This is a genomic window from Pseudoflavonifractor sp. An176, assembly GCF_002160435.1.
Taxonomy (GTDB): domain Bacteria; phylum Bacillota; class Clostridia; order Oscillospirales; family Oscillospiraceae; genus Enterenecus; species Enterenecus faecium.
This window is the reverse complement of sequence record NZ_NFKO01000006.1, coordinates 76,158-101,708: the sequence shown is the minus strand read 5'-3', so window position 1 is coordinate 101,708 and position 25,551 is coordinate 76,158. Positions and strand designations below refer to the sequence as shown.

The 25,551-nt window shown below is 60.3% G+C and carries 33 protein-coding genes; 29 read left to right on the top strand and 4 right to left on the bottom strand.

Annotation, left to right across the window (positions count from 1 at the left end; translation table 11 throughout):
* The 22 genes from B5F12_RS12005 to B5F12_RS05185 all read left to right on the top strand — a co-directional run.
* Positions 1-242: hypothetical protein (locus B5F12_RS12005; RefSeq protein ID WP_204221479.1), on the top strand; the 242-nt coding region annotated here is incomplete at its 5' end.
* Positions 199-1,725: an LCP family protein gene (locus B5F12_RS05285; protein WP_087231390.1), complete on the top strand. Its 1,527-nt coding sequence runs from the start codon at positions 199-201 to the stop codon at positions 1,723-1,725. The genes B5F12_RS12005 and B5F12_RS05285, both read left to right, overlap by 44 nt.
* A 59-nt stretch (positions 1,726-1,784) precedes the next feature.
* Positions 1,785-2,621, top strand: a complete 837-nt coding sequence (locus B5F12_RS05280; RefSeq protein ID WP_087231387.1) for an RNA methyltransferase — start codon at positions 1,785-1,787, stop codon at positions 2,619-2,621.
* Between the two features lie 266 nt (positions 2,622-2,887).
* On the top strand, positions 2,888-3,970 hold the full coding sequence (locus B5F12_RS05275; RefSeq protein ID WP_087231385.1) for a nickel-dependent hydrogenase large subunit: 1,083 nt from the start codon (positions 2,888-2,890) through the stop codon (positions 3,968-3,970).
* A gap of 6 nt (positions 3,971-3,976) precedes the next feature.
* Positions 3,977-4,318 (top strand): hydrogenase maturation nickel metallochaperone HypA, encoded by a 342-nt coding sequence (hypA, locus tag B5F12_RS05270; protein WP_087231383.1) that lies wholly within the window; start codon positions 3,977-3,979, stop codon positions 4,316-4,318.
* Positions 4,318-4,986: a hydrogenase nickel incorporation protein HypB gene (hypB, locus tag B5F12_RS05265; RefSeq protein ID WP_087231380.1), complete on the top strand. Its 669-nt coding sequence runs from the start codon at positions 4,318-4,320 to the stop codon at positions 4,984-4,986. Before hypA ends, hypB begins: the two co-directional genes overlap by 1 nt.
* A complete protein-coding gene (locus B5F12_RS05260; RefSeq protein ID WP_087231377.1) occupies positions 4,983-5,513 on the top strand; it encodes a Na+/H+ antiporter subunit E in 531 nt (176 codons plus the stop codon). The genes hypB and B5F12_RS05260 overlap by 4 nt, the downstream gene beginning before the upstream one ends.
* Positions 5,510-5,764: a monovalent cation/H+ antiporter complex subunit F gene (locus B5F12_RS05255; RefSeq protein WP_087231374.1), complete on the top strand. Its 255-nt coding sequence runs from the start codon at positions 5,510-5,512 to the stop codon at positions 5,762-5,764. Before B5F12_RS05260 ends, B5F12_RS05255 begins: the two co-directional genes overlap by 4 nt.
* A 3-nt stretch (positions 5,765-5,767) precedes the next feature.
* On the top strand, positions 5,768-6,112 hold the full coding sequence (gene mnhG, locus B5F12_RS05250; RefSeq protein WP_087231371.1) for a monovalent cation/H(+) antiporter subunit G: 345 nt from the start codon (positions 5,768-5,770) through the stop codon (positions 6,110-6,112).
* The gene (locus tag B5F12_RS05245) at positions 6,109-6,372 is read left to right on the top strand and encodes a hydrogenase subunit MbhD domain-containing protein (protein ID WP_087231368.1); all 264 of its coding nucleotides are present in this window, start codon (positions 6,109-6,111) and stop codon (positions 6,370-6,372) included. Before mnhG ends, B5F12_RS05245 begins: the two co-directional genes overlap by 4 nt.
* A complete protein-coding gene (locus B5F12_RS05240; protein ID WP_087231365.1) occupies positions 6,369-6,743 on the top strand; it encodes a hypothetical protein in 375 nt (124 codons plus the stop codon). The genes B5F12_RS05245 and B5F12_RS05240 overlap by 4 nt, the downstream gene beginning before the upstream one ends.
* Complete coding sequence (locus B5F12_RS05235) at positions 6,730-7,191, top strand: MnhB domain-containing protein (RefSeq protein ID WP_087231362.1); 462 nt, start codon at positions 6,730-6,732, stop codon at positions 7,189-7,191. Before B5F12_RS05240 ends, B5F12_RS05235 begins: the two co-directional genes overlap by 14 nt.
* The gene (locus B5F12_RS05230; RefSeq protein ID WP_087231360.1) at positions 7,188-7,538 is read left to right on the top strand and encodes an NADH-quinone oxidoreductase subunit K; all 351 of its coding nucleotides are present in this window, start codon (positions 7,188-7,190) and stop codon (positions 7,536-7,538) included. Before B5F12_RS05235 ends, B5F12_RS05230 begins: the two co-directional genes overlap by 4 nt.
* Positions 7,535-9,475 (top strand): proton-conducting transporter membrane subunit, encoded by a 1,941-nt coding sequence (locus B5F12_RS05225; protein WP_087231357.1) that lies wholly within the window; start codon positions 7,535-7,537, stop codon positions 9,473-9,475. Before B5F12_RS05230 ends, B5F12_RS05225 begins: the two co-directional genes overlap by 4 nt.
* 14 nt (positions 9,476-9,489) lie before the next feature.
* Positions 9,490-10,452 carry a complex I subunit 1 family protein gene (locus B5F12_RS05220; RefSeq protein ID WP_087231354.1) on the top strand — a complete coding sequence of 321 codons (963 nt, stop codon included), beginning with the start codon at positions 9,490-9,492 and terminating at the stop codon, positions 10,450-10,452.
* Positions 10,453-10,466: 14 nt separating this feature from the next.
* Positions 10,467-10,916, top strand: coding sequence for an NADH-quinone oxidoreductase subunit B (locus B5F12_RS05215; protein ID WP_087231351.1), 450 nt, complete (start codon positions 10,467-10,469; stop codon positions 10,914-10,916).
* A complete protein-coding gene (locus tag B5F12_RS05210; RefSeq protein WP_087231348.1) occupies positions 10,913-11,380 on the top strand; it encodes a hypothetical protein in 468 nt (155 codons plus the stop codon). Before B5F12_RS05215 ends, B5F12_RS05210 begins: the two co-directional genes overlap by 4 nt.
* Positions 11,373-13,610 carry a carbamoyltransferase HypF gene (hypF, locus tag B5F12_RS05205; RefSeq protein ID WP_087231345.1) on the top strand — a complete coding sequence of 746 codons (2,238 nt, stop codon included), beginning with the start codon at positions 11,373-11,375 and terminating at the stop codon, positions 13,608-13,610. The genes B5F12_RS05210 and hypF overlap by 8 nt, the downstream gene beginning before the upstream one ends.
* A complete protein-coding gene (locus B5F12_RS05200) occupies positions 13,607-13,831 on the top strand; it encodes a HypC/HybG/HupF family hydrogenase formation chaperone (RefSeq protein WP_242954900.1) in 225 nt (74 codons plus the stop codon). The genes hypF and B5F12_RS05200 overlap by 4 nt, the downstream gene beginning before the upstream one ends.
* Positions 13,821-14,912 carry a hydrogenase formation protein HypD gene (gene hypD, locus B5F12_RS05195; protein WP_087231339.1) on the top strand — a complete coding sequence of 364 codons (1,092 nt, stop codon included), beginning with the start codon at positions 13,821-13,823 and terminating at the stop codon, positions 14,910-14,912. Before B5F12_RS05200 ends, hypD begins: the two co-directional genes overlap by 11 nt.
* A gap of 6 nt (positions 14,913-14,918) precedes the next feature.
* Complete coding sequence (gene hypE / locus B5F12_RS05190) at positions 14,919-15,920, top strand: hydrogenase expression/formation protein HypE (protein ID WP_087231336.1); 1,002 nt, start codon at positions 14,919-14,921, stop codon at positions 15,918-15,920.
* Between the two features lie 19 nt (positions 15,921-15,939).
* Positions 15,940-16,323 carry an NADH-quinone oxidoreductase subunit C gene (locus B5F12_RS05185; RefSeq protein WP_087231333.1) on the top strand — a complete coding sequence of 128 codons (384 nt, stop codon included), beginning with the start codon at positions 15,940-15,942 and terminating at the stop codon, positions 16,321-16,323.
* Between the two features lie 51 nt (positions 16,324-16,374).
* Here the strand turns inward: B5F12_RS05185 and B5F12_RS12270 are convergent, their stop codons facing one another.
* Together B5F12_RS12270 and B5F12_RS05180 are read right to left on the bottom strand one after the other, a co-directional pair.
* A complete protein-coding gene (locus B5F12_RS12270) occupies positions 16,375-16,509 on the bottom strand; it encodes a hypothetical protein (RefSeq protein ID WP_275532701.1) in 135 nt (44 codons plus the stop codon).
* Positions 16,510-16,557: 48 nt separating this feature from the next.
* Complete coding sequence (locus B5F12_RS05180; protein WP_087231330.1) at positions 16,558-19,131, bottom strand: FAD-dependent oxidoreductase; 2,574 nt, start codon at positions 19,129-19,131, stop codon at positions 16,558-16,560.
* A gap of 146 nt (positions 19,132-19,277) precedes the next feature.
* On the opposite strand from B5F12_RS05180, the gene B5F12_RS05175 reads away from it, so the two are divergent.
* The 6 genes from B5F12_RS05175 (at position 19,278) to B5F12_RS05150 (ending at position 22,772) form a co-directional block, all read left to right on the top strand.
* Positions 19,278-20,129 (top strand): LysR family transcriptional regulator, encoded by an 852-nt coding sequence (locus tag B5F12_RS05175; RefSeq protein ID WP_087231328.1) that lies wholly within the window; start codon positions 19,278-19,280, stop codon positions 20,127-20,129.
* A 101-nt stretch (positions 20,130-20,230) separates the two neighbouring features.
* Complete coding sequence (locus tag B5F12_RS05170) at positions 20,231-20,530, top strand: DUF2089 family protein (RefSeq protein ID WP_087231325.1); 300 nt, start codon at positions 20,231-20,233, stop codon at positions 20,528-20,530.
* A 1-nt stretch (position 20,531) separates the two neighbouring features.
* Complete coding sequence (locus B5F12_RS05165; RefSeq protein WP_087231322.1) at positions 20,532-20,870, top strand: hypothetical protein; 339 nt, start codon at positions 20,532-20,534, stop codon at positions 20,868-20,870.
* 77 nt (positions 20,871-20,947) lie between these two features.
* The gene (locus tag B5F12_RS05160; protein WP_087231319.1) at positions 20,948-21,277 is read left to right on the top strand and encodes a hypothetical protein; all 330 of its coding nucleotides are present in this window, start codon (positions 20,948-20,950) and stop codon (positions 21,275-21,277) included.
* Positions 21,278-21,470: 193 nt separating this feature from the next.
* Complete coding sequence (locus B5F12_RS05155) at positions 21,471-21,938, top strand: helix-turn-helix transcriptional regulator (protein WP_087231316.1); 468 nt, start codon at positions 21,471-21,473, stop codon at positions 21,936-21,938.
* A 213-nt stretch (positions 21,939-22,151) separates the two neighbouring features.
* Positions 22,152-22,772, top strand: a complete 621-nt coding sequence (locus B5F12_RS05150) for a VanZ family protein (protein ID WP_087231313.1) — start codon at positions 22,152-22,154, stop codon at positions 22,770-22,772.
* A 162-nt stretch (positions 22,773-22,934) separates the two neighbouring features.
* Here B5F12_RS05150 and B5F12_RS05145 read toward each other — a convergent pair whose 3' ends face one another.
* Positions 22,935-24,200, bottom strand: a complete 1,266-nt coding sequence (locus B5F12_RS05145; RefSeq protein WP_158096755.1) for an MFS transporter — start codon at positions 24,198-24,200, stop codon at positions 22,935-22,937.
* An 88-nt stretch (positions 24,201-24,288) separates the two neighbouring features.
* Between B5F12_RS05145 and B5F12_RS05140 the strand changes: the two genes are divergently transcribed.
* Complete coding sequence (locus tag B5F12_RS05140) at positions 24,289-24,945, top strand: TIGR01906 family membrane protein (protein WP_158096754.1); 657 nt, start codon at positions 24,289-24,291, stop codon at positions 24,943-24,945.
* On the opposite strand, the gene B5F12_RS05135 is transcribed toward B5F12_RS05140, so the two are convergent.
* Complete coding sequence (locus B5F12_RS05135) at positions 24,923-25,549, bottom strand: YigZ family protein (protein ID WP_087231307.1); 627 nt, start codon at positions 25,547-25,549, stop codon at positions 24,923-24,925. The two genes, B5F12_RS05140 and B5F12_RS05135, sit on opposite strands and share 23 nt — an antisense overlap.
* Between the last annotated feature and the right edge of the window lie 2 nt (positions 25,550-25,551).

Here is a 25,551-nt window from a genome sequence, read left to right as displayed (position 1 = left end):
CGCCCCGCCGCTTGACGCGCCGGGCCGTCTGTAATTTCCCACAAAAATCGAAAACAGGTGGAAATTCCCGGATACTTCCATTGCCATTTTCCTTCTTTTGTACTATAATGTCGGAAGTTATCCGCTGCGGCAGGGTCGCCGCACACATCACCCTGACGCCCGCCCCTCTGGAAGCGGTGTCAAAGGAAGGAACATATTATGGGAAAATATCCAAACAAGAAGTCTGGACGCCTTGGTTTTGACTTTTTTCTCAACAAACTCGCCCTGATTGCCTTTACCGTATTAGGCGGATATTTTGTCTACACCGCCATCTCCACCCAGATGCTGGACGCTTTGCGCATCGGGCTGCTGTGCGCAGTGGTAGCCGTTCCCGTGATCGTGGTGTGGTGGCTGAGTCTGACCCGTTCCAAGCCGGTGCGGCTGGCCATCGGCTCGGTGCTGGCCATGATCTTCTGCCTGATCTTCGCCGTGGGCATTCGCTACATCAACATCGGCATGGACACCCTGAACAACATCACCGCCGAAGAAGATGAGACCTCTCTGATGACCGTCTATGTCCGCTCCGACGATGACCGGAACATGGAGGACCTGCTGGACGAGACCTTCGGCACCCTGTCCATGACGGAGGCCAACACCAAGGCCGCCATCCAGCAGCTGGACCAGGAATACAAGACCACCCTTTCCACCAAGGCCTACGCCAGCGCCACCGAGCTGGTGGACGCTCTGGCTGAGGGCGAGGTGGATGCCATTCTCACCGACCAGGGCCACATGAGTGTGCTGGAGGACCTGGAGGGCTATGAGAACGCCATGGACGGGCTGCGGGAAGTCAAGTCCTTCCACGTGGTGGTGGAGACGGAGAACAACAACGACAAGACCTCCATCTCCAAGGCGGACTCTGTGTTCTCCGTGTACATCAGCGGCAGCGACTCCCGGGACAGCAACATCATGGCCACCGGCCGCAGCGACGTGAACATCATCGCCACCGTCAACACCGAGACCCGCCAGGTGCTGCTGCTCAACACTCCCCGCGACTTCTATATTCCCCTGGCCCGCAGCAGCTCCTACGACTACCCCGACAAGCTCACCCACGCCGGACTCTACGGTGTGGACGAGAGCAAGGACACCCTGGCCCAGTACTACGGCATCGACATCGACTACTACTTCCGGGTAAACTTCACCGGATTTGAGACCATCATCGATGCCCTGGGCGGCATTGAGGTGGATTCCGAGCACGACTTCTACTCCACCATCGCTCCCACCACCATCCACTACACCCAGGGCATCAACAAGCTGGACGGCTACGAAGCTCTGTACTACGTCCGTGAGCGCTACGCCTTTGTCAACGGCGACTATCAGCGCGGCATCAACCAGATGCAGGTCATCCAGGCCGTGGCTAAGAAGGCCATGTCCCCTGCCATGCTCACCAACTTCACTTCCCTGATGGATGCGGTGGATGACTGCTTCAAGACCTCCATCCCCACCGACCTCATCACCGCTCTGGTGCGGGATCAGCTGGCCAACGGCGGCGACTGGAACATCGTCACCTACTACGTCTCCGGCACTGGCTCCAGCGAGTACACCTACTCCATCCCCAGCCAGAAGGCCTACGTCACCATCCCCGATGAATCCACCGTGGAAATGGCCAAGGACCTGATGCAGCAGGTGCGGGACGGCAAGATCATTGAGGACCCCAACGCTGAGGCCTCTGACGCCCCTTCCTATTAACAAATACTGATTTAGGCCAGGTGTGCATGCACCTGGCCTTTCTCTTAGGAGGAATTGACATGGCAAATATCATCTATGTGGACACCCTGGACCACCCGGGGCTGGACGCCTTCGCCCGCCTCACCGAGGCCCAGCTGAGAAACCGCCGGGAGCCGGAGAAGGGCATCTTCATCGCCGAGAGCCCCAAGGTCATTGAGCGGGCGTTGAATGGGGGCTATGAGCCCCTCTCCTTTCTCATGGAGGAAAAGCACATCACCGGACAGGCCCAGCCCCTTCTGGAGCGGTGCCCCGGGATTCCGGTATACACCGGGCCTTCGGACCTGTTGGCCCAGCTCACCGGATTCCCCCTCACCCGAGGAGTGCTGTGCGCCATGCGACGTCCCCTCCTCCCCACGGTGGAGCAGCTGTGCCGCAACGCCCACCGGGTGGCGGTGCTGGAGGGCATTGCAGACCCCACCAACGTGGGGGCCATCTTCCGCTCGGCCGCCGCCATGCACATGGATGCGGTGCTGGTCACCCCCAACTGCTGCGACCCCCTGTACCGCCGCTCGGTGCGGGTGAGCATGGGCACGGTATTTCAAATTCCCTGGACCCGCATCCCCCAGTGGCCGGAGGGTGGGCTGGAGCAGCTCCACACCCTGGGCTTTCGCACCGTCGCCCTGGCCCTCACCCCCGACGCCCACTCCATTGAAGACCCCGGTCTGCACCAAGCCGAAAAGCTGGCCCTGCTGCTGGGTACTGAGGGGGACGGCTTGGCCCGGACCACCATCGACGGGTGCAACGAGGCCGTGTGCATCCCCATGTCCCACGACGTGGACTCCCTCAACGTGGCCGCCGCCAGTGCTGTCGCTTTCTGGGAACTGCGCTACCGCCAGCCCCCCTTATCCGATATGTAAAATTCCACACAGTTTCAGAGGTTTTTTTGTTACATTCTTGACAACCACGCAGGACGGATTTATAATTTTCATCAAGACCTGATGTGGTGGGCCTGTACGTTTTGCCGAAACTCACAAAGTGCGCCACAGGATTTTCCATATGTTAGAGACATCTGGTTGAAATTCCTGTGGGCAGTTTCTGGGAATTTTCGGAGACGTGCGGGCCTTTTTTGCATCTTACAGCCATTATTCTGCGGCAGCCCAGCTGCCAAGTCCGGGAGGTCATTATGAGTTATACCATTCCCATCGGCCCCTACCATCCCGCTCTGGAGGAGCCCATTCACGCCCGTCTCACCGTGGACGGCGAGCGCATCACCGACGCCGAGGTCTTTGTGGGCTACAACCACCGGGGCATTGAGCGGCTGGCCCAGGAGCGCAACTTTATCCAGACCCTGGTGCTGGTGGAGCGCGTGTGCGGCATCTGTTCCCACTCCCACTCCCTGACCTACGCGCTGTGCATTGAGCACATCGCCGGGATGGAAGTGCCCAAGCGGGGCCAATACATCCGGGTCATCATCGAGGAGCTGGAGCGCATCCACTCCCACCTTCTGTGGCTGGGCATCGCCTGCCATATTGTGGGCCACGACTCCCTGTTCATGCAGTGCTGGAACGACCGGGAGGGCACCATGGACGTGCTGGAAGCCCTGACAGGCAACCGGGTCAACTATGGCATGAACATCATCGGCGGCGCCCGCCGGGATTTCACCGACGACCAGCGCCGGGACCTGATGGCCGCCATGGACGACCTGGAAAAGCGCATGGGCCCCATCACCCACTGGCTCACCCACGACAAGACCCTGGCCATGCGCACCAAGGGCGTGGGCATTCTCACCCGAGAGGACGCCATCCGGCTGGGCGCGGTGGGTCCCCACGCCCGGGCATCCGGGGTGGACATGGACGTGCGCCGGGACGCCCCCTACTCTTCTTACGAGGATTTCGACTTCACCGTCCCCGTCCAGGAGTCCGGTGACGTGTACGCCCGGGTAGTGATCCGGGTGCTGGAGATCTACGAGAGCATCAAGATCATCCGCCAGGCGGTGGACAATCTGCCCGAAGGGCCCATCAACCTGGGCAATAAGATTCCCAAAGTGCCCGCCGGGGAGTTCATCGCCCGCCACGAGGCGCCCCGTGGCCATCTGGTGTACAAGGTAGTCACCGACGGCGGCCTCACCAACCACCGGGTGAGCCTCCATGTGCCCACCTTCAAAAATGCCCCCACGGTGCCGGTGATGCTGCGGGGGAACACCGTGGCAGACGCAGGCCTCATCGTGGCCTCCATCGACCCCTGCTTCTCCTGCCTGGACCGTTAAACTGCCATGCATGAGCTAGCCATCACCCAGAGCATTCTGGACATTGCCGAACAAGTGGCCCAAGAACACGGGGCCACAAAGGTGAAAACGGTACACATCAAGCTGGGAGAGTATTCCGGCGTGGTTCCCCAGTGTGTCCAGGATTACTTCGACGTCATCAGCCAGGGCACCATCGCCCAGGGGGCAGTGCTGGACATCCAGCGCCTTCCGGTGGTCATCCACTGTCTGGACTGCAATCAGGATAGTCCTATCGACCGCCGCCATGTCCGCTGCCCCCAGTGCGGGTCCACCCACCTAAAGCTGATTCAAGGCCGGGAATTCTATATTGAGAGTTTGGAGGTTGACTGATGGAAATCAAAGTTATGCACCAGGTCATGGCCTGGAACGAGGACGTCAGCGACGCCGTGAAGGCAAAGCTGGCCCAACATCAGGTGTGCCTGGTCAACGTCATGGGCTCCCCCGGTGCGGGCAAGACCAGCACCATTGTAGCCCTCATAAATGCCCTGCGGGAGAAATACCGCATTGGCGTCATCGAAGGGGACATCGCCGGACAAATTGACGCCGACGCCATCCACGCCATGGGCATTCCCGTCACCCAGATTGACACCGACGGGGCCTGCCACATTGAGGCCATGAGCATTGAGAAGATGCTCCCCGAGTTCGATCTGGACAACCTGGACGTCATCTTCGTGGAGAACATCGGAAACCTGGTGTGCCCGGCGGAGTTCAACATCGGCGAGAGCTTCCGGGTGGCCCTTCTCTCCATCCCCGAGGGGGACGACAAGGTGGAGAAATACCCCCTGATGTTCGCCACCACCCAGGCACTGGTGATGAACAAGTACGACTTGAAGGACTATTTTGACTTTGACGACCAGCGGGTGGAGCACTCCGCCCGGGAGCAGAACCCGGAGGTGGCGGTGTTCCGCCTGTCCAACCGGGATGGCTCCGGCCTCCATGAGCTGGTGAACTGGCTGAGCCAGAAAATCGACGCTCAGATCGGGAGGTGTCCGTCATGAAGGGCTTCCGCTTTACCGCCTGGCTGTCCACCGCCATTGTGTGCTTCCTCTTCTGGATGCTCCTCACCTGGTCCTTTGCCCCCCGGGAGCTCATCCTGGGCGGCATCGTGTCGGTGATTGTGGCGGCCTTCGCCTGCCGCTTCTTCATCCACAGCCGGGCCTTCTACCTCTACAACCCGGTGCGGCTCATTCTGCTGGTGTTTTACTGCGTCATCATCTTCTTCTGGGAGATCATCAAGGCCAACGTGAGCATGGCCAAGCTGGTTTTGAGCCCCAAGCTCAGCTACAAGCCGGGCATTCTGCGCATTCCCGGCTCCCCCGACCTGAAAAGCGACTACGGCATCGCCATGGTGTCCAACTGCATCACCCTCACCCCGGGCACCATTACCATGGAGACCGCCCAGGACCAGGAGGGGCGCAACTACTACTACGTCCACTGGATCGACGTGGCGGAGACCGACCGGGACAAGGCCGGGGACGCCATCAAGGGAACCATGGAACGCTGGATCGGGAGGATTTGGAAATGACGGTATTTTTGATTGGCGCCATTGTGTGCATCATCCTGGACCTGCTCCTGCTCTACCGGGTATTCCGGGGCCCCACGGCAGCCGACCGCATCTGCGCCATGGACGCCTTGGACCTGGTGACCGCTCTGGCCCTGGTGCTCTACTCCCTGCACACCGGGCGCACCATCTACCTGGACATCGCCCTGGTGGTGGCCCTGCTGGGCTTTGTCAGCACCGTGTTTGTGGGCCGCTATCTGGAAAGGAGGCTGTGAGGTATGGAAACGGTTGATATTGTGGTGGCTGTCCTCATGGCCATCGGCCTGTTCTTCGCCTTCATCGGCACCCTGGGCATCCTGCGCATGCCGGACGTGTTCGGGCGGCTCCAGGCCTCCACCTGCATCTCCACCATGGGCACCATCTTTGTCATCCTGGCCAGCATCGTGTATGTGGTGGCCAACGGCATGAGCGGCTCTGTGGTGGTGAAGCTGGTGTTCATCCTGCTGTTTGTGCTGGGCACCAACCCGGTGTCCAACCACGCTCTGTGCAAGGGTGCTTACCGCTCGGTGAAGCCCAACCCGGAGCCGATCATCGACGACTATAAGGAGGATGATCCCCAATGAATGGTACCTTGGTTTTTGTCCTGAACACCCTGGTGCTCTGCGGCATTGTGGCCTCCGCCATTGTGGCGGTGAACGCCAAAAAGGTCATCGACTCGGTGATCGCCCTGGCAGCCACCGGCTCCTTTGTGGCCCTGGAGTTTGTGCTCTTGCAGGCCCCGGACGTGGCCATCGCGGAAGCCAGCGTGGGGGCGGTGCTGTCCACCATTCTCTACATCATCGCCCTGCGCAAGGTGTACGGACGAAAGGGGGAGCAGCAATGAGCGGCACGAAAAAAGTGGTCTTGGCTCTGACCCTTGTGGTCATTCTGGCCTGCGGCGTGTGGGCCGGGTGGCGCATGGCAGGCAGCCCTCCCACCTACGACGGCACCAACACCGACCTGGTGGGGCTGTACGAAGACCCCAGCTCCTATGACAACTCCAACGCCGACGGCGCCGCCGCCATTATGGTCAACGAGAACCTGGAAAAGACCGCCGCCGACAACGTGGTCTTCTCCGTGGTCTTCAACTTCCGTGGTTACGATACCATGGGTGAGAGCTTCATTCTCATCGCCGCCATCGCAGGCTCCCTGGTGATCCTGCGCAAGGCTGCCCATTCTGTGAAAAAGGAGGACCAGGGCCATGAAGACCTATAAAAAGACCCATGCCATCTCCCGGTGCGCCTCCGATTTGTTCCTTCCCCTGGCCTGCGTCTTCGGCTGCTACGTGGTGCTCCACGGCAGCACCAGCCCCGGCGGCGGCTTCCAGGGCGGCGTACTGGTGGCCAGCGCCATTTTGCTGGTGTACCTGGGGTACGGCGGCTGGGGCGTCAAGCACTCCTTCAACGAGCACATGCTCCACTCCAGTGAGACGGTGGCGGAGATCATGTACGTGGTCATCGCCCTGGTGGGTGTGTTCACAGGCCTGAACTTCTGCGTCAACTTCGTCTTTGCCGGGCAACAGGTGGACACCAGCATCCTGATGAACGATGCGGTGGGCTACCACGTGATGGCGGGCATTACCTGCCTCCTGATCATGATGCTCAGCGTGCTGGAGGATGACAAACACGAGTCTCCCGAGGAAAAGGAGGAGGATGCGGCATGATATTCACCAATTACCTGGTCTGCTTCTTTCTCATCGCCCTGGGCATCTACTGTATGGTGACGAAAAAGAACCTCTTCAAGATCTGCGTGGGCATGGGCCTGGTGGACTACGGCGTCAACCTGCTCATCGTCTCCGTGGGCTTCCATGACGGCGGCACCGCTCCCATCTTCAACATCTCGGAGCTCACCCGCGACACCTTCTTTGTGGACCCCATTCCCCAGGCCCTCACCCTCACCTCCATCGTCATCGGCGCGTGTACCACCGCCATGACCCTGAGTCTCATCATCATGCTCTACAAACAGTACGGCACTTTGGAGTCGGACCAGATTAGGAGGTTACGAGGATGACATTCGATTTTTCTAACTTCATCAACAACTTCCCCATCCTGGCCATCATGTCCCTGTTTTTGGGGGCCTTTATCTCCTCCCTGGTGGGACGGCACAACGCCAAGGTGCGCAACACTGTGGTGTTTCTGGCCATGTTGGTCTCCCTGGTGCTCATCCTCGCCCTCATCCAGCCGGTGCTGCTGGAGGGCCAGGTCATCAACTACTGGCTGGGCAACTGGGAGCCGGTAGAGGGCTGGGCCATCGGCAACAGCCTGGAAGTGGACGCTCTGAGCCTGTTCTTCGCCCTCATTGTGGTGGTGGCCGTGTTCGTCTCCGGCGTCTACTCCTTCTTCTACATGAGCCACGACGACTCCCTGGTCAACTACTACACCCTCTTTTTGATGCTGTCCGGCTCCGTGCTGGGCCTGGTGCTGTCCGGGGACCTCTTCAACATGTTCGTCATGATCGAGATCATGACCTTCACCGCCGTGGCCCTCACCGCCTTCCGCAACCACTACGAGGGGGCTCTGGAGGGCGCCTTCAAGTACCTGGTGGTGGGCTCTCTGGGCTCCACCTCGGTGCTCATTGGCATCGCCCTCCTCTACTCCCAGCTTCACACCCTGAATCTGGCCCAGATTGCCTCTCTGCTGCCCACTGCCTCCTCCCCGGTGATTCTCATCGCCTTCGCCTTCCTCTTTGTGGGCTTTGGCTCCAAGGCCTTCCTGTTCCCCTTCCACCCCCTGGCCGCCGACGCCCACGCCGTGGCCCCCGCCTCCATCTCCCTGATGATCTCGGGCGTTCTGACCAAGTGCGGCGTGTACGGCATCATCCGCCTGTGCTACTGCCTGTACCAGAACATGGACCAGCCCTTCGTGCAGTACTTTGTCACCGGGGTGGGTGTCATCTCCATGTTTGTGTGCGTCACCATGGCCTTCAACCAGCACAACTTTAAGCGGCTGCTGGCCTTCCACTCCATCTCCCAGGTGGGGTATGTGATCACCGTCATCGGCCTGGGCTCCGCTCTTGGCATGTCTGCTGGCCTGTTCCACGCCATGAACCACACCATCTTCAAGGGTCTTTTGTTCCTCACCGCCGGAGCCGTCCAGCACGCCACCGGAAGCCTGGACCTGGACGAGCTGGGCGGCCTCTCCAAGAAGATGCCCGGCACCTGCGCCCTCTTCCTCATCGGTGCGGCCTCCATCAGCGGCCTGCCCCCCTTCAACGGCTTTGCCTCCAAGTGGATGATCTATCAGGCCACTTTCCAGAAGGCGGGAGAGACGGGTAACTTCTTCTTCGTGGTGGTGTGCGTGGCCGCCCTGATCACCAGTGTGCTCACTCTGGCCTCCTTCATCAAGGTGGCTCAGAGCGTGTTCTTCGGCCAGCTCAACCCCAAGTTTGCACATACCCGTGAAGTCTCCCTGGGGATGCGCATTCCCATGTGGATTCTGGCCGCCCTGTGCATCCTGCCCGGTCTGTTCCCCGACCAGGTGCAGCAGTGGCTGCTCACCCCCGCCACCCAGGCCGCTACCAATGCCTCCGGGTACATTGACGCCGCCATGGGCACCGGGTACGCCGCCGCCCACGGGGTGGAATCTTCCCTGGTCTCCGGCTTCTCCCTGTCCGGGGCCTGGCAGCCGGTGATGTGGCTGCTGCTGCTCATCTCCGTGACCCTGGCCGTGTGCATCGTGGCCCTGCTGGGCGGGGACGAGAAGGCCACCGTCACCTCCCAGATCGCCGCCGACACGGATACGGACCCCAAGTACGACTCCTTCTTCTCCGGTGAGGCCAGCGTGTACTCCCAGGTGGGAGGCAGCGACCTGTTCTGGGGATTCAAGCACAACTGGAGACACTACTTCTCCTTCATGCACAACTGGCACAGCGGCGTAGTCAACGACTACACCCTGTACGGCGCCGCCGCCATGGCTGTGGCTCTGGTGCTGTGCGTCATCTTTCTGTAAAGGGGGTACCTGACATGACAAATCTTCTCTGGACGATCTTCCATGTGCTGGTATTCCCCGGCCTGCTGTTCTGTGTGGTAGTGGGAGTGCTGCTGGCGGGCCTGGACCGCAAGCTGGTGGCCCGGATGCAAAACCGGGTGGGCCCGCCCCTACTCCAGCCCTGGTATGATTTCCTCAAGTGCTGCGGCAAGGAGACCATCATCCCCCGCCACGCCCGCAAGGGACTGTTCCTGGCCGCCCCGGTGCTGGGCTTTGCCGCCCTGATCACCGTGGCCCTGTTCGTCCCCGTGTTCTCCTACTCCGTGTACTCCACCTCCGCGGACCTGGTGGTCATCCTCTACCTCCTGACAGTAGTGGGCGTGTCCATGATCGTGGGCGCTGCCGCCTCCGGCTCCCCCTTCGCCGGGGTGGGCCTGAGCCGGGAAATGGTGGCCATGATCTCCTACGAGCTGCCCTTCGTGCTGGTGATACTGGCGGTGGGCCGCATGGCGGGCGAGGGCTCCCCGCTGGGGGTCACCTTCTCCCTCCAGGCCATTGTGGACTGGCAGGCCGTCAACGGCAACATGCTCTTCCATTGGAGCATGATTCCCGCCGCCCTGGCCATGCTCTTCGTCATCCCCTGCGAGATCGGCATGCACCCCTTTGACATTGCCGAGGCGGAGACCGAGATCTGCGAGGGCACCCTGGCCGAGTACAGCGGCCCCCCCGCCGGGCTGTTCCGGCTCACCCACTGCGTGAAAATGTACGTCATGTGCGCCCTCTTCTGCGTGCTGTTCCTGGGCGGCATCTCCACCGGGTACGCCGCTCTGGACGCCCTGGTAATGGTGGTCCTCAGCGTGGTGCTCACCTTTGTGACTATGAGCGTGCCCCACGCCGTGTGCGCCCGGTTCAAGGTGGAGCAAGTGTTCCAATTCTACTGGACGGTGGTGGCCGGTCTGGCCCTCATCAGTCTCATTCTGGTCTGGCTGGGCCTGTAAGGAGGGACAAGGAAATGTTTCAACGAATGATTGACAAGAGCATGGCCAAAAGTCCCTGGATTTTCCACATCAATGCAGGCTCCTGCAACGGCTGTGACATTGAATTGGTGTCGGTGCTCACCCCCCGGTATGACGCCGAACGGCTGGGCTTCCGCCTCACCGGAACCCCCCGCCAGGCGGACATCGTGGTGGTCAGCGGCCCCGTCACCTCTCAGACCAAAGATCGCCTGGTGCGCACCCTGGCCCAGGTACCCGAACCCCGGGTGGTGGTGAGCTTGGGCTCCTGCCCCCGCTCCGGTAACGTCTTTAAGGGCAGCTACTGTGTGGACGGCCCCCTGGAGAAGTACACCCATGTGGATGTGTCCGTGGGCGGCTGCACCCCCAAGCCCGAGGCCATCATGGCCGCTCTGGCCAAGGCCGCCGAAATTCTGGCTGAAAAGCGGAAGGAGATGCGTCAGGCATGATTCCCTACCTCACCAAAGCTCTGGGCAACCTGTTCCGCGCCCCCGCCACCGAGAAGTTTCCCAAGGGAGAGCCCCCCAAGGCAGCCCCCGGCTACCGGGGCCGCATCATCTACCACCCGGAAACCTGCGTCAACTGCGGGATGTGTATGCGGGTGTGCGCCCCCCAGTGCATGGAGCGCACCATGGAGCCCCTGCCCAACGGGGACCAGAAAATCACCCTCACCTTTGACCTGACCAGCTGCACCTTCTGCTCCATGTGCGCCGACTTCTGCGCCCGAAAGTCCATTGAGCTTTCCGACGACTACATGATCGTGGGCACCAAGCCCGAGGACTTCCTGGTCTCCGGCACCTTCATCAAGAAGGCGCCGCCCCCCAAGCTGACCCCGGAGCAGATCGCCGAGTTGAAGGCCAAGGCGGAGGCCGCCAAAGCCGCCAAGGCAGCAGCCGAACAAGCCGATGGCTGAGCGCTCCCGCATTCGCCTGGAGGTGGAGGGGCTGGTGCAGGGGGTGGGGTTTCGCCCCACCGTCCACCGCCTCACCACCCAGCTGGGCCTGTCCGGCTTCATCCGCAACACCTCCCAGGGGGCGGAGCTGGAGCTGGAGGGGCAGCCAGACCAGGTGGCCCAGTTTGTCCCCCTTTTGCAGCAACAGGCCCCGGTGCTGGCCCGCATTCGCCGGGTCAGCACCGTTTCCATTCCCCCCACGGGAGAGACGGGCTTTCACATCCTGCCCAGCGTGGGGGAAACCCTCCCGGACACCCAGGTGAGCCCGGACGTGGGCATCTGCGAGGACTGTCTGCGGGAGATGCGAGACCCCAGCGACCGGCGATACCGTCACCCCTTTCTCAACTGCACCAACTGCGGGCCCCGGTTCACCATTGTCCAAAGCGTGCCCTACGACCGGGAGCGCACCGCCATGGGGGTGTTCCCCATGTGCGAAGACTGCCAAGGCGAGTACACCGACATCACCGACCGCCGCTACCACGCCCAGCCCACCTGCTGCCCCCACTGCGGCCCCACCCTCACCTACCTGGACGGGGCGGGACAGGAAGTGGCGGGCGACCCCATCCGGCTGGCCCAGGCACAGCTGAGACAGGGCGGGATTGTGGCAGTGAAGGGGCTGGGTGGCTTTCACCTGGCTTGTCTGCCCGAGTACGCTTCTCGGCTGCGAGCGCGCAAAGAGCGGGAGGGGAAACCTCTGGCTCTCATGTGCGCCGACCTGGACGCCGCCCGGGCCCTGTGCCATATCTCCCCGGAAGAAGAGAAAGCGCTGAACAGCTGGCGGCGGCCCATCGTGCTGCTGCAAAAACGTGACCCCGCCCCGGATGTCCTCAGCCACACCCCAGAGCTGGGGCTCATGCTCCCCTATACTCCCCTGCACGATCTGCTCATGGAGGGCTTTTCCGCCCTGGTGATGACCAGCGCCAACCCCTCGGACTGTCCTGTGTTCATCGGTAACCGGGAGGCCGTGGAGGGCTTGCAAGGCATCGCCGACGGCTTTCTCCTCCACAACCGGGACATTGTGACCCGGTGTGACGACTCCCTCCTCCGACTCTTCCGAGGAAAAGAGTACCCCTTGCGCCGCAGCCGGGGCTATGTGCCCCAGCCCTTGGAGGTGCCCGTCCCCGTCCACGGCCTGCTGGCCTGCGGAGCCGAGCAAAAAGCGGGGTTTGCCCTGGGAAAAGGCCAGGATGCCCTATTAAGCCAGCACATCGGGGATTTGAAAAACATGGAGACGTTGGAGCACTACCAAACCCAGCTTCAACACTTCCGCACTCTCTTCGGGGTGGCGGTGGAAGGGCTGGCCTGCGATCTCCACCCGGACTACCTGTCCACCCAGGTGGCCCAACAACTGGCCAAAGAACTGGACGTACCTCTCACACAGGTGCAGCACCACCACGCCCACATGCTCTCCTGCATGGCGGATAACGGCCTCACAGGGCCCTGCATCGGCCTCATCTGGGATGGCACCGGGCTGGGCACCGACTCCACCATCTGGGGGGCGGAGTGTCTGGCGGGAGACGCCCACAGCTTCACCCGCCTGGGCTCCATCTCCCCCATTCGCCTGCCTGGCGGGGACGCCTGCGCCCGGGACCCCCAGCGCATCGCCCACAGCCTGCTGGTGGAAGCAGGGCTGGAAGAACAGTCCACCGCCCCTCAGGCCCAACTGCTCACCATGCAGCTAACAGCCGGGCTCAACTGTCCCCCTGCCTCCAGCATGGGGCGGCTCTTTGACGGGGTCTATGCCCTGTTGGGGGGCTCCTCCCCCGTCCACTACGAGGGGGAGAGCGCCATCCGCCTGGAGCATATGGCCCAGGCTGGTATCACCCAGTCCCTCCCGGTGGAGGTGGAGACGGTGGACGGCGTGTGCCGCCTGATCACCCCCGCCCTCACCGCCGCCCTGATGGAACGCAAAGCGGCGGGCGATTCCCCAAACCTGCTGGCGGCCCAGTTTATGAACGCCATGGTGGAATTGGCGGTGAAACAGTGCCAATTTGCCCGGAAGCACACCGGACTCAGTCGGGTGGTGCTCTCCGGCGGCGTCTTTCAAAACATGTATCTACTACCCCGTATCTTGGACGCACTGACCGCCCAGGGTTTCCGGGCCTATCACCACTCCCGGGTGTCCACCAACGACGAGGGAATTGCCCTGGGACAGCTGATCGCCGCGGCAGCGCGGAGAAAGGAAGGATGACTATGTGTCTGGCCGTGCCCCTGCGGCTCCTAGAAATTCACAACAAGGAGGGCATCGCCGAGGCGGGCGGCATTCGCCGCTCGGTGCGCCTGGACTTTATCCGCAACCCCCAGGTGGGGGACTACGTGCTGGTCCACGCCGGGTTTGCCATGGAGCGGCTCAGCCAGGAGCAGGCGCTGCAAAACCTGCAAGCCCTCCAGGAGGTGGCCAATGCTCTGTGAAGCGGATTTCCGCCGCCCCCAGGGGCTAGAGCGGCTGGTAGCGTCCATCCAGGACCAAAGCCTGCCCCCCATGCGCCTGATGGAGGTGTGCGGCACCCACACCATGGCCCTGGCCCTCACCGGGGTGCGGCAGCTGCTGCCCCCTCAGGTGCAGCTGATCTCCGGGCCCGGCTGTCCGGTGTGCGTCACCCCCGCCAATGTGATAGACGAGGTATTGCGCATAGCCGCTCTGCCCGGGGTCACCCTCACCACCTACGGGGATTTGATGCGGGTGCCTGGCTCCAAGCCTGGGTTTGATTTGAGGCGGCAAAAGGCCCTGGGGGCGGACATCCAGGTGGTATACTCCCCCATGGATGCTCTGGAGCTGGCCAAAGCCCATCCAGAACAACAGGTGGTGTTCCTGGGGGTGGGGTTTGAGACCACTGCCCCCGGCACCGCCCTGGCGGTGCTGGAGGCCCAGCGGCAGGGCCTGAAAAACTTCTCCCTGCTGTGCCTGCTGAAAGCCACGCCCCCCGCCCTCCGGGCTCTGCTGAGCCAAGAGGACTTCGGGGTGGACGGCTTTCTGTGTCCCGGCCATGTGGCCACCATTTTGGGTGCGGATGCCTTCCAGTTTCTCCCCCAGGAATATAAAAAACCCGCCGTAGTGGCGGGATTTGAGGCGGGGGATCTGGTGGCGGCCCTCCATATGCTCATCCAGCAGGTGAAGGACCACACCCCCAAGCTGGAAAACGAATACACCCGGGCGGTGTCCCGGTCGGGCAACCAGATGGCTCAGGCGGTGATGGCCCAGGTGTTGGAGCCCCGTGACGACACCTGGCGGGGGCTGGGTAATATTCCAAACAGCGGCTTTGGGTTGAACGAGGAGTTTGCCGCCTATGACGCCGCCGCCCGCTTTGGCTTCTCCCCTGCCCCACATACTACCCCCTCCCCCTGTCGGTGCGGGGATGTGATCTGTGGGCGCATTGGCCCCCGTGAGTGCCCTCTGTTCGGCACCGTGTGTACCCCGGACAATCCGGTGGGGCCGTGTATGGTGTCCGGGGAGGGAGCCTGCGCCGCCGCCTATCTCTATGGAAGGGAATGACCCAGGATGGAACCACAATATATCACCTTAGACCACGGCAGCGGCGGAGGCCGCACCGCCCAGCTCATTGAGGAGCTGCTTCTCCCCGCCCTGCAAAACCCCCACCTGGCCCCCCTGGGGGACGGGGCATTGCTGGATGTGAGCGGCCCCCTGGCCTTCTCCACCGACAGCTTTGTCATTGACCCCATCTTCTTCCCCGGCGGGGACATTGGCAAGCTGGCCGTGTGCGGCACCGTCAACGATCTTGCCATGTGCGGAGCGGTGCCCAAATATCTGAGCCTGGGCATGATCTTGGAAGAGGGCTTCCCGGCGGAAGATTTAAAGCGCATCATCACCTCTCTGGCCCACACCGCCGCCTCCTGTGGGGTACAGGTGGTCACCGGGGACACCAAGGTGGTGGAGCGTGGCCACGGCCATGGAATCTACCTGAACACCTCCGGTATCGGTGTGGTGAAATGGCCGGGACTGTCCCCCCAGGCCATCCAGGAGGGAGATCAAATTCTGGTCAGCGGCACCGTGGGCGACCACGGCACCGCCGTGATGCTGGCTCGAAGCGGGATGCTCCAGGGGGATGAACTGGTCTCTGACTGTATGCCTCTGAATCAGCTGGCCGCTGCGGCTCTCTCTGTGGGCGGCGTGCGGGTGCTGCGTGACCCCACCCGGGGCGGCGTGGCCACGGTGCTCAATGAGTTTGTGGAGGGCACCCCCCTGTGTGCCCAGGTGCAGGAGGACGCCGTGCCGGTGCGGCCCCAGGTGGAGGCCGCCTGTGCCCTTCTGGGGCTGGACCCCCTGTACTGCGCCAATGAGGGCAAGCTGCTGGCGGTGGTGGACCTCGAGACCGCTCCGGCGGTGCTGGAGGCCCTGCGCTCCACTCCCGGCGGCGAGAACGCCGCCATCATCGGCTCCATCACCACCCAATTCCCAGGCCGGGCGGTACTGAAAACCGCCTTTGGAGCCCACCGTGTGTTATCCAAGCTATCCGGCGCACAGCTGCCGAGAATCTGTTAATAAGTGAGGGGATGTCACCATGCAGACCAATGAAAAAATTCAAATCCAGCCCGAGGAAATCGTACCCACCGCAGAGAAGATGCGCCAGGCGGGGCGGCTGCTCATCATGATTCACGGACACATTGAAAACGACGGCACCCCCGTGGTCACCTACGACTACGACGACGGCCCCAACGTTTTGAGCTATGAGGTACGGGGCCACGCCACCGTGCCCACCATCTCCCACATCTACGACGCCGCCGCCCAGTGGGCGGAGCGGGACGTGGCGGAGCTGGTCCCCATCACCTTTGAGGGCCTGGATTGCAGCCAGCGGCTGTTTATGCCCGACAACCTGCTCAGCGGCGAGGGGCAGATCACCGTCACCCCCATTGACGTGCTGCGCAAGGAAAACAACCTAGAATAAAGCAAAAAAGGTTCCATCCGAGAGAATGGAACCTTTTTTATATATTAGAGATTAGCCCACGTACCCGGCGAACAGGTACTTGCCCAGCACGTTGATGCCCACCTCGGAGAAGAAGCCGCAGGTGTTCAGGCCGGCCATGACCACGAACCACAGGATGAACATGGGGAAGGCCTTCTTGACCACCATCAGGGGGGAGTCACTTTATGGGTTGTCTCTCTCTTCATTTCTCTCTCCTTAGCAGGTTGCGCCGCCCTTAACGGTCTTGTTCAGGATGGCTTCCTTGTTGATGGCCTGGTTGAGCAGCTTATCCTCCACATACTCCATACCCAGACGATCAATGGTATCGGCAAAACGCTCGCCGGTGATGCCCTCGTCACGGAAGAACAGGATGGCGCGCTCCACCACGTCCAGAACCTCTTCCTCGCTGGTGAAGATCTTGCTCAGGGGGTGGCCATGGGCAACCTTCTTGCCCCAGCGGCCGCCCACGTAGACCTTGTAGCCCTCGGTGTACTCCTCCAGAGCGCCGAAGGGACACTTGCCCTTGCAGCGGCCGCAGTTGTTACACTCGTTGGGATCGATGATCACCTTGCCGTCCACAACCTTGGCCACCTTGATGGGGCAGGCGTTCTCCACCTGGCACACCTTGCAGCCACGGCACTTGGACAGGTCCACCATGGGGACACGCTGACCCACGATGCCCAGGTCGTTCAGGTCAGGCTTGACGCAGTTGTTGGGACAGCCGCCCACGGCGATCTTGAACTTGTGGGGCAGGGTCACGGTGTGGTAGCCCAGGTAGAACCGCTCGTGGATCTTGTCGCTGAGGCCGAAGGAATCCAGCAGGCCGTACTGGCAGGTGGTACCCTTACAGGCCACCACAGGACGCACCAGAGAGCCGGTACCGCCGGTGAGCAGGCCGCGCTCGTTGACAAAGTCGATGAGGGGCTGAATGTTCTCGTACTTCACGCCCTGAATCTCCAGGGTCAGACGGGTGGTCATGGTCACCTCGCCGCTGCCGAACTTTTCGGCGGCCTCGATGACGGCACGGTGCTCGTCGGCGGTGATCTTACCGTTGCGGGTGATGATACGCACGTTAAACACGTCGGGGTAACGCTTGTCCTGGAGGCAGCCCAGGCCCTTCACCCGCTTGATCTCAGCGGCGCTCAGAGCGGTGCCGGGGACGGAAATCTTCACAGTGTTGATGAAGGCGCCGCCCTCCAACACGCGGGTGTTGGTGTAGCCCAGGGCCTTGAGGCGGTTCTGGAGGAAGTAGCCGCGCTTGCCCTTGGCGCACACCAGCAGCAGCTTGTCGTCCAGGGTGGTGCCCTCGATGGGGCCGTTGACGGTGGACAGGTTCACCCAAGTGGCGCCGGGCAGAGTGGCGGCGGGGTGAGCGTCCAGCACGCGGTACTCCTTGGCAGCGCCAGCGGCGTACTCGGCGGGAGTGAAGGTCTCGAACGCGCCGGACATCTTGTTCTCCAGGATGTAGCAGGCCTGGACGAAGGGATGAATGGCAGTGGAGAAGGGAGGCGCATAGGCGTAGTCCAGGGTGTCGAAGTCGGCAACCTTGGCGCCCATGGCAATGCCGGTGACGGCGATGTCCACCATCTTGTCCACAGCGCCACCGCCCAGCACCTGGATACCCAGCAGCTTGCCGGTGGTCTTGTCGGCGATGAGCTTGGTGACAAAAGAGGAGGCGTCGGCATAGTAGTGGGCCTTGTCGTCGGTGACGCAGGTCACGGTGACCACGTCATAGCCCTCAGCCTTGGCCTGAGCCTCGGTCAGGCCGGTGCGGCCAGCGTTGAGGTCGTCGGCCAGACGGACCACGCCGGTGCCCATGCAGCCCAGGTAGGGGGCGTCGGTGCCGGTGAGGTTCTTGGCAAGGCACCGGCCGGTGATGTTGGCGGTGGAGCCCATGGCGGACCACTGGCCCTTGCCGGTGATGCGGTTGTGCACCATGGCGCAGTCGCCCACGGCGTACACATCGTTGAGGTTGGTGCGCTGGTGGTCGTCCACCACGATGGTGCCCTTCACCATCTCCAGGCCGGACTCAGCCAGGAAACCGGTGGCGGGACGGATGCCGATGGCCAGCACCACCACGTCGGCGGGCAGCACACCGGCGCTGGTGTCCACGCCAGTGGCCTTCTCGGTGCCCACAATGCCCTTGAGGGCGGTGCCAGTGCGCACACGCATGCCCTTAGCCTGGAGCTTGCGGCGGACGTAGTCGGCCACCTCAGCGTCAAAGATGTTGGGCATCAGCTGGTCGGCCATGTCCACCACAGTGACGTTCAGGCCCTTGGCCATGAGGTTCTCGGCAATCTCCAGGCCGATGAAGCCGCCGCCCACCACCACGGCGTTGCGGCAGTGGTTGTCGTCCACGTAAGCACGCAGACCGATGGCATCGTCGGGGGTACGCATGGTGTACACGCCCTTCCGGTTCACGCCCTCCACGGGGGGCACAAAGGGCTCAGCGCCCACGGCCACCACCAGCTTGTCATAGCTGACGGTGTTGGCCTCACCGCTCACCACGTTGCGCACGGTCACGGTCTTGGCGTTGGCGTCCACGGAGGTGGCCTCCATACCGGTGACCACGTCCACGCCGGTCAGGCCCTTGTACTTTGCGGGGGTGTTGACGATCAGCTCGTCCCGGGTCTCAATGCTGCCGCCCACATAGTAGGGCAGGCCGCACCCGGCGTAGGAAATGTCCTGGCTCTTGGTGTAGATGGTGACGTTGGCGTCCCGGTTCTCACGCTTGAGCTTGGCGGCGGTCTTGGTGCCTGCGGCAACGCCGCCGATGACGATCACGTTCATATCTCCCTCTCCTTTGTTCATTTTTTCGCAGAATTAAGCGTGTTGATTATACCATACCTTCGATGATATAATTGATTCGACTTAATGATACAACGATTCAAATTCTGAATCACCCACTTTACCTATGAAAGAACTGGGGTATATCTATGCTGGATTATCGAATGGAAACCTTCCTCATCCTGTGTGAGGAGATGAATTACCGCAAAACCGCCCAAATTCTGCATCTTTCTCAGCCTGCCGTCACCCATCACATTCAATTTCTGGAGCACGAGTACGGGTGCAGCCTGTTTACCTACGCCGGGCGGCAGCTGATTCAGACCCCCCAGGGGCGGGCTTTGGAGGAGTATGCCCGCTCGGTGAAGCACAACGACCTGGAAGTGCGGCGCAAACTCTCCAATCAGCACGTGCTGGAGCTGAAGGTGGGAGCCACCAAGACCATCGGGGACTATGTCATCAACCACCGGGTCAACCGCTTCCTCACCAGCCAGGACCACGCCCTCACCTTCATTGTGGACAACACCGAGCACCTGCTGCAAATGCTGGACGACGGCCAGCTGGACTTTGCAGTGGTGGAGGGGTATTTTAGCAAGACCCACTTTGAATGGCAGCTGTTCCGCCAGGAGCCCTTTGTGGGGATCTGCCACAAAAACCACCCCTTCTGTGGCCGCAAGGTGGGCCTGCCTGAGCTGCTCTCCGCCACCATCATCCACCGGGAGGCGGGCTCCGGCACCCGAGCCATTCTGGAACAGAAGCTCAAGGGCTACAACGAGTCTCTGGAGCGGTTTGACCGCCACATCTGTATCAGCTCCTTTAAGCTGATTTTGGATGCAGTCAAGCAAAACCTGGGGGTCAGCTTCGTCTATGAGGCTTTGGCGGACAGCGACCCCCAGCTGGGCAAGTTCTGGATGGAAGGAGACCCCATTATCCGGGAATTTAACATTGTATACTTAAAAAATACCGACCCACAGGAGAAAATCCGGCTCTTTCTCCAGGGGTAAACCCAAGAGCTGTCGCAGATGCGGTAGCTCTTACTTTCATATTGACTTTAATTTTATTAAAGTATATAATCAATATTATTAAAGAAAGGAGGGTATGCCTCGTGGCTTTGGACATCATGCCCGAGTGGATGGCCAATCTGGAGGAGGAAGACCTGGTGTTTATCAAAAAGTTTCTCCTCTCCTCCGGGTCTTTGAAGGAGATGGCCCGTCAATATGGGGTGACCTACCCTACAGTTCGGCTGCGTCTGGACCGACTGATTCAGAAAATCCAACTCAGCGACCAAGTGGAGGGCGAGCCGTACATCGCCCTCATCAAGCGGCTGGCCCTCCAGGATAAGCTGGACTTTGACACTGCCAAGCTGCTCATCACCCAGTACAAAAAACAACAAGGAGGACCATGATATGTTCAATCCCATAAACGCCCTCATCACCCTTGCCCTGCTGGTGGGCATCGTTCTTCTGCAAATCTTCCTCTCCCGCCGGGAGAGCCGCTGGCCGGGGCTGGTGCTGCCCAGTCTTACCTTCCTCTTTAGCCTGTGCGTCACCTTTGGGGCCGCCCTATACGCCTATGTGCCCACGGAGCATCAGAGCTTTGGTGACATTCTCGTCCCCACCCTCCTGCTGTTTTTGATGTACAACATTCCCACCTTGGTGCTGTTGGGCATCTACTTTGCCTGTCAGGAGAAGTACAGCCGGAAAAAACAGCTGGACAAGATGAACATTCAAGACCTGGACGGTTGACGGCCCCCGCAGAATGGGATACACTGGACTTGAATCTGAGGGGCAACCGCCCCCACCCAGGAAAGGAGTGTCTCCCCATGAGAAAGCAATGGTTGATGGGCCTGGCCCTGAGTTTGGTTTTGCTGGCTGGCTGTTCTGCCTCCAATGTGGTCAAGACCTATGAGAGCGGCCAGGACAATGTGATGGTCACCTACCAGGAGCTGAAAGACGGCACCTGGAAGTGTGAGGACACCGTGTACCAGTACCGTCTGGAGCTCACCGGACGGGAGCGCCTTGCCGTGGAGGATTCCACCTTTGTCGTTCTGAGCCAGCGGGAGGACGTCACCTTTGAGGAGGTCTTCCAGGGTATGATCAGCAGTATCCTCCCCACCGGCCCAGGCGACTATCGCATTGTGGAAATGTATTGACCTGATGGTTTCACCGTACAAACAAAGCCCCGCCCCTTCGGATGGCACAATGCTATCCCAAGGGCGGGGCTTTTTCTTGGCTGGACAAAGGCTCCCATCTGCTGTAAACTGGAGGTGCAACCAAAACTTGCCTGAACGCAACCCCGATGCGGTTTCATTTTGGTTCAATATCAGATAGATTTGAGGTGTCAACATGGTACTGTCAGAAAAACTAGCGGCGCTGCGAAAAGAGCATGGATATTCTCAGCTGTATGTTGCGGAGCGTCTCAACGTGTCCCGCCAGGCCATCTCCCGGTGGGAGGTGGGCAGTTCTGTCCCCTCCACGGAAAACCTGATGGAGCTCAGCCGCCTGTACGGGGTGTCCCTGGATGAATTGGTGGGCCGCGATGCAGAAAGCCCCACGCAAGTCACTCCCGAGAGGGAAGCAGTACATGAGGAGCCTGTACCCCATCAACAGAAAATAGACATGGTTCATATTCCCAAGGAAAAATTTTTTCTCGGCTGCGCCGTGGTGTTTCTGGCTTTCTTGTGCCTGCTGGTCGCCAGCCTATGGAACGCCAGTAAGGTTCAAAAAGATGATGATGGATATGACACCATACGATATGAAGACATGTTTGATGGTGGAACCCCTTCCCCTGATGGCACGTTTGAGTTTGAGTAAATACATTTCTGGAAGTTATGATGGAGGCAAGACTATGAATCAGATTACAAAGAAAGTCCTTGCATTGTCGCTCTTCTTTAGCGCATCCTTTCTGTGTACCACACAAGCCTTAGCCGCAGAGTATCAGACTAAAAACTCTCCTCAAACTTTGCTTTATTCCCAGTTCGCAGTACAACAAGTGGAATCCCATCGTAATTAGTGAGTAAATATTGAATGACAATGTTTCAATTATTTTTAAACGGCACCCCTTTCAGCTATTTCATCCAAGTTCTCCCTGTGACAGCTGTAGTTGGGGTTATCTACGGTATCATCCGGTTTCGGCAACGTAAAAACAATGGAATTTCCTTCTCATGGAAGGAAGTCGTGCTCTTCCTATTTGTCTGCTATCTCACTGGACTGGTGGCTCTGGTGCTGACACCCCAAAATCTATGGAGCACCATGTGGTTCTATCTCTTCTATGGCTTCCCCGGCTCCCACATCGGCCCGCTATTTGTGTTCGATTTCAATTTCACTCCCACCATTCTGTCTGTCTTACGGGGCGAGCTGATTCTGGGCGAATGGGTAAAAACCATGCTGTTTCTCAACTTCCTCATGTTCGTGCCCATGGGTATCTTCCTTCGGCTACTCTTGAAAAAAACATTCCAGAAATATATAGTTGGAATCGCCTTGGCCATTACCCTGGCTGTGGAACTGTTGCAGCCGATAGTTGGACGCAGTTTCGATATAGATGACATCATCCTCAACACCCTAGGAACTCTTTGTGGATGGGTCCTATGTTTCATTCTCACCTATCCCATCCGAAAAAAGTTATATAGGAGACTGCCCATTCACTGAGTGGCCTTCTCTCACGTCACCGCATGAACCTTCGGTATAAAGCGGTTCAATCTATGCCGAGAAATCAAAGTATCTGGCCAGTCAATTCTGCACTCAGTCTAGCCCATTTTCAAACACCCCATGGTGCGAAGAATTCTCTCGCACCATGGGGTGTTTGACTTCTTACAAATCTCGATTGTACAGCTTGGCCACAAACTTCCGCCCCCCCACCATAAACAGCAGGATGGCCGCCAGGTCCACCGCCTCCAGCAGGAGGATGACGTGGCGCTCATCCATGCCCTCGGCCAGCGTTCCGGCCAACAGGGTGCCCGCCACACCGCCCAGAGAGCACAGCATCTGGAAGGTGCCGTTGAAACGGGCCCGTTTCGTGTCCGGCACATAGGACTGGGTGGCGGCAATGCGGATATTGTAGCTGGTAACCCCCAGCACCCCGGTGATGAAAAAGGCCAGGGCCATGAGGGGGATGGGGAGATACAGCTCCATGGCCGCATTCAGTCCCACCACAACGTACACGCACAGGGCGATGCGGAACTTCAAGTGGGTGGGAAAATGCACCTTGTAGTGGATGAGGCCGCCAATCAGCCGCCCGATCACCGCAGCGTTGGACACGATGGCATACAGGGTCACCGCCGCCACCGGCCACATGATATACAGATAGGCGTGGCTGCGGAAAAAGGGCAGGTGCAGGGTGCCGCCGCCGCTTCCGGCAAAGTTGCTCACGGTGAAGTACAGCGTCACCGCCAGTAGACCCTTCTCGGAGAGAATGTAGGACATACCCTCCTTGAAGTCCACGCCGAACTGCCGCAGAGGGTTCTGACTCTGCACCGGGGCGGCCTTGTCCATGTGGGTCTCCTGGTAGCGGATGGTGCGCTCAAAGCAGGCGGCAATGAAGAAACTCACGCCATCCAGGGCCAACAGAGGCAGGATGGTACCCATACGGTCATAGATGAGGGCCGCAATGGGGGAGGTCATGGCCGCCAGAGGCCAGAGCAGACTGGAGATGGAATAGGCCTTGGAGAAGTTCCCTTCCGTGATAAGGTTGGGATAGAAACTGTCATAGGCCACGGAATACACGCTGTTGATGGCGCCTGTGATGAGGCAGAAGGCCAGCAGCACCAGGTAGTTAAACCAGCCCTGACTCATGAGCAGGAACATCAACAGGTAGAGAAAGGCGGACAAGAAGTCCAGCCGATAAATCACTTTTTTCCGGCTCATCCGGTCCAGGTACGGCCCCGCCAACAGGGGGACCACCAGCACCGGAAGCTGGAAACCGATGTTGAAAATTGCGTATAAAAGGGTGGACCCGGTGTAGTCCAGCACCATGATACTCATGGCAAAGCCGGACAAGGTACTACCCACCATAGACACCACACTGCCCAATGTGATGATGGTGAAGTCCCGGGTCCACAACGTAGACGGGGTACTCAAAACTCTCCTCTCTCGCAGAACAATACGATTGGAAAACGCCTCAATGCGTGGTATACTGTCAGGGAATCCACCAAGGAGGGGTCCTCCCATGAAACGCAGTAAAATCCTCACTCTCTTGTGGGCGGTGCTGGCGGCTGTGGTGCTGCTCACCGGAGCCATTGCCGCCCCCATTTTGTGCCGCTCCTTCTACTATGCCCACATCGACGCGCTGGACCTCACCGAGCAGATCGGCCTGTCTGAGACCGAAATCCGCCGGGCCTATAACGAGATGATGGACTACTGTATCGGCGGCGACACCTTTTCCACCGGCATCCTCCCCCATTCCCAGGAAGGGGCCAGCCACTTTGCCGACGTGCGGAGCCTGTTTTTGCTGGACCTGGGATTGTTGGCTGGGAGTGTGGCGGCGTGTGTGGTGCTCTTCGTCCTCACCCGCCTTCTAAAACGCCGGTGTGCGCCCATTTGGGGCCGTGGGCCCGGATTCTGGGCAGGAGCCGGGCTGGGGGTCAGCTTCGCCGTGATCGGCGGCCTGGCCGCCCTGGACTTTGACCGGGCCTTTGTGGTCTTTCACCACCTGTTCTTCCCCGGCAAAGACAACTGGCTCTTCAACCCCAACACCGACCCCATTATCTTCATTCTCCCCCAGGTGTTTTTCCGCAACTGTGCCCTTTTGATTTTAGGGCTGTTGCTGGTGGGATGTATCGGGATGATTGTCTGGGATTTCGTCAGGCCAAAGGCACGGGTTTAAAAACTTCCCCCACTTCCACAGCGGAAAAGCCGCCTGCGGAAATCTCGGTGATTCTAGCCCCGAAAGGCACCTCCTGGCCCTCCGGCAGCAGGGCGCGGACGGTGACGTGGTCGGTATAGTCCACATCCCCCACCACCCCATTGAGGGCGGTGACCTCCAGCTTCACCCGCTCGAAGAAGTTATAGGGGCAATCCACGGTGACTTCCACCCAGCGGCGTACCACCGAGATGCCCGACTCATCCAGGGCCATTTTCGAGGCCTGGGTATAGGCCCGCACCAGACCCCCGGCCCCCAACAGAATACCGCCAAAGTAGCGAGTGACCACGCAGCAGACGTTGGTCACTCCTTCTTTTTGGAATACCCCCAGCATGGGCTGGCCCGCCGTGCCCTGGGGCTCGCCGTCGTCGGAGTAGCGCACAGCGCCGTCCTTGACGATGTAGCACCAGCAGTTGTGCCGGGCGTCGTGATATTTCTTCTTGGCCCACTCGATGCAGGCCCGGGCCTCCTCCTCGGTCTCAATGGGCCACACATGGCCGATGAACTCCGAGCGCTTTTCCACCAGGGTGGCCTGGGCCTCCCGGGTGGGGATGAGGTATTCACTCATGT

Coding starts and splice junctions, on each gene's coding strand:
- B5F12_RS05280 (WP_087231387.1), top strand. CDS start 1,785: ATGGCAAATATCATCTATGTGGACACCCTGGACCACCCGGGGCTGGAC.
- B5F12_RS05160 (WP_087231319.1), top strand. CDS start 20,948: ATGAGAAAGCAATGGTTGATGGGCCTGGCCCTGAGTTTGGTTTTGCTG.
- B5F12_RS05215 (WP_087231351.1), top strand. CDS start 10,467: ATGTTTCAACGAATGATTGACAAGAGCATGGCCAAAAGTCCCTGGATT.
- B5F12_RS05285 (WP_087231390.1), top strand. CDS start 199: ATGGGAAAATATCCAAACAAGAAGTCTGGACGCCTTGGTTTTGACTTT.
- hypF (WP_087231345.1), top strand. CDS start 11,373: ATGGCTGAGCGCTCCCGCATTCGCCTGGAGGTGGAGGGGCTGGTGCAG.
- B5F12_RS05255 (WP_087231374.1), top strand. CDS start 5,510: ATGACGGTATTTTTGATTGGCGCCATTGTGTGCATCATCCTGGACCTG.
- B5F12_RS05275 (WP_087231385.1), top strand. CDS start 2,888: ATGAGTTATACCATTCCCATCGGCCCCTACCATCCCGCTCTGGAGGAG.
- B5F12_RS05140 (WP_158096754.1), top strand. CDS start 24,289: ATGAAACGCAGTAAAATCCTCACTCTCTTGTGGGCGGTGCTGGCGGCT.
- B5F12_RS05230 (WP_087231360.1), top strand. CDS start 7,188: ATGATATTCACCAATTACCTGGTCTGCTTCTTTCTCATCGCCCTGGGC.
- B5F12_RS05240 (WP_087231365.1), top strand. CDS start 6,369: ATGAGCGGCACGAAAAAAGTGGTCTTGGCTCTGACCCTTGTGGTCATT.
- B5F12_RS05225 (WP_087231357.1), top strand. CDS start 7,535: ATGACATTCGATTTTTCTAACTTCATCAACAACTTCCCCATCCTGGCC.
- B5F12_RS05165 (WP_087231322.1), top strand. CDS start 20,532: ATGTTCAATCCCATAAACGCCCTCATCACCCTTGCCCTGCTGGTGGGC.
- mnhG (WP_087231371.1), top strand. CDS start 5,768: ATGGAAACGGTTGATATTGTGGTGGCTGTCCTCATGGCCATCGGCCTG.
- B5F12_RS05235 (WP_087231362.1), top strand. CDS start 6,730: ATGAAGACCTATAAAAAGACCCATGCCATCTCCCGGTGCGCCTCCGAT.
- B5F12_RS05150 (WP_087231313.1), top strand. CDS start 22,152: ATGACAATGTTTCAATTATTTTTAAACGGCACCCCTTTCAGCTATTTC.
- B5F12_RS05245 (WP_087231368.1), top strand. CDS start 6,109: ATGAATGGTACCTTGGTTTTTGTCCTGAACACCCTGGTGCTCTGCGGC.
- B5F12_RS05135 (WP_087231307.1), bottom strand. CDS start 25,549: ATGAGTGAATACCTCATCCCCACCCGGGAGGCCCAGGCCACCCTGGTG.
- B5F12_RS05155 (WP_087231316.1), top strand. CDS start 21,471: ATGGTACTGTCAGAAAAACTAGCGGCGCTGCGAAAAGAGCATGGATAT.
- hypA (WP_087231383.1), top strand. CDS start 3,977: ATGCATGAGCTAGCCATCACCCAGAGCATTCTGGACATTGCCGAACAA.
- hypB (WP_087231380.1), top strand. CDS start 4,318: ATGGAAATCAAAGTTATGCACCAGGTCATGGCCTGGAACGAGGACGTC.
- B5F12_RS05175 (WP_087231328.1), top strand. CDS start 19,278: ATGCTGGATTATCGAATGGAAACCTTCCTCATCCTGTGTGAGGAGATG.
- B5F12_RS05200 (WP_242954900.1), top strand. CDS start 13,607: ATGACTATGTGTCTGGCCGTGCCCCTGCGGCTCCTAGAAATTCACAAC.
- B5F12_RS05180 (WP_087231330.1), bottom strand. CDS start 19,131: ATGAACGTGATCGTCATCGGCGGCGTTGCCGCAGGCACCAAGACCGCC.
- B5F12_RS05185 (WP_087231333.1), top strand. CDS start 15,940: ATGCAGACCAATGAAAAAATTCAAATCCAGCCCGAGGAAATCGTACCC.
- hypD (WP_087231339.1), top strand. CDS start 13,821: ATGCTCTGTGAAGCGGATTTCCGCCGCCCCCAGGGGCTAGAGCGGCTG.
- B5F12_RS05210 (WP_087231348.1), top strand. CDS start 10,913: ATGATTCCCTACCTCACCAAAGCTCTGGGCAACCTGTTCCGCGCCCCC.
- B5F12_RS05260 (WP_087231377.1), top strand. CDS start 4,983: ATGAAGGGCTTCCGCTTTACCGCCTGGCTGTCCACCGCCATTGTGTGC.
- B5F12_RS05220 (WP_087231354.1), top strand. CDS start 9,490: ATGACAAATCTTCTCTGGACGATCTTCCATGTGCTGGTATTCCCCGGC.
- B5F12_RS12270 (WP_275532701.1), bottom strand. CDS start 16,509: ATGGTGGTCAAGAAGGCCTTCCCCATGTTCATCCTGTGGTTCGTGGTC.
- hypE (WP_087231336.1), top strand. CDS start 14,919: ATGGAACCACAATATATCACCTTAGACCACGGCAGCGGCGGAGGCCGC.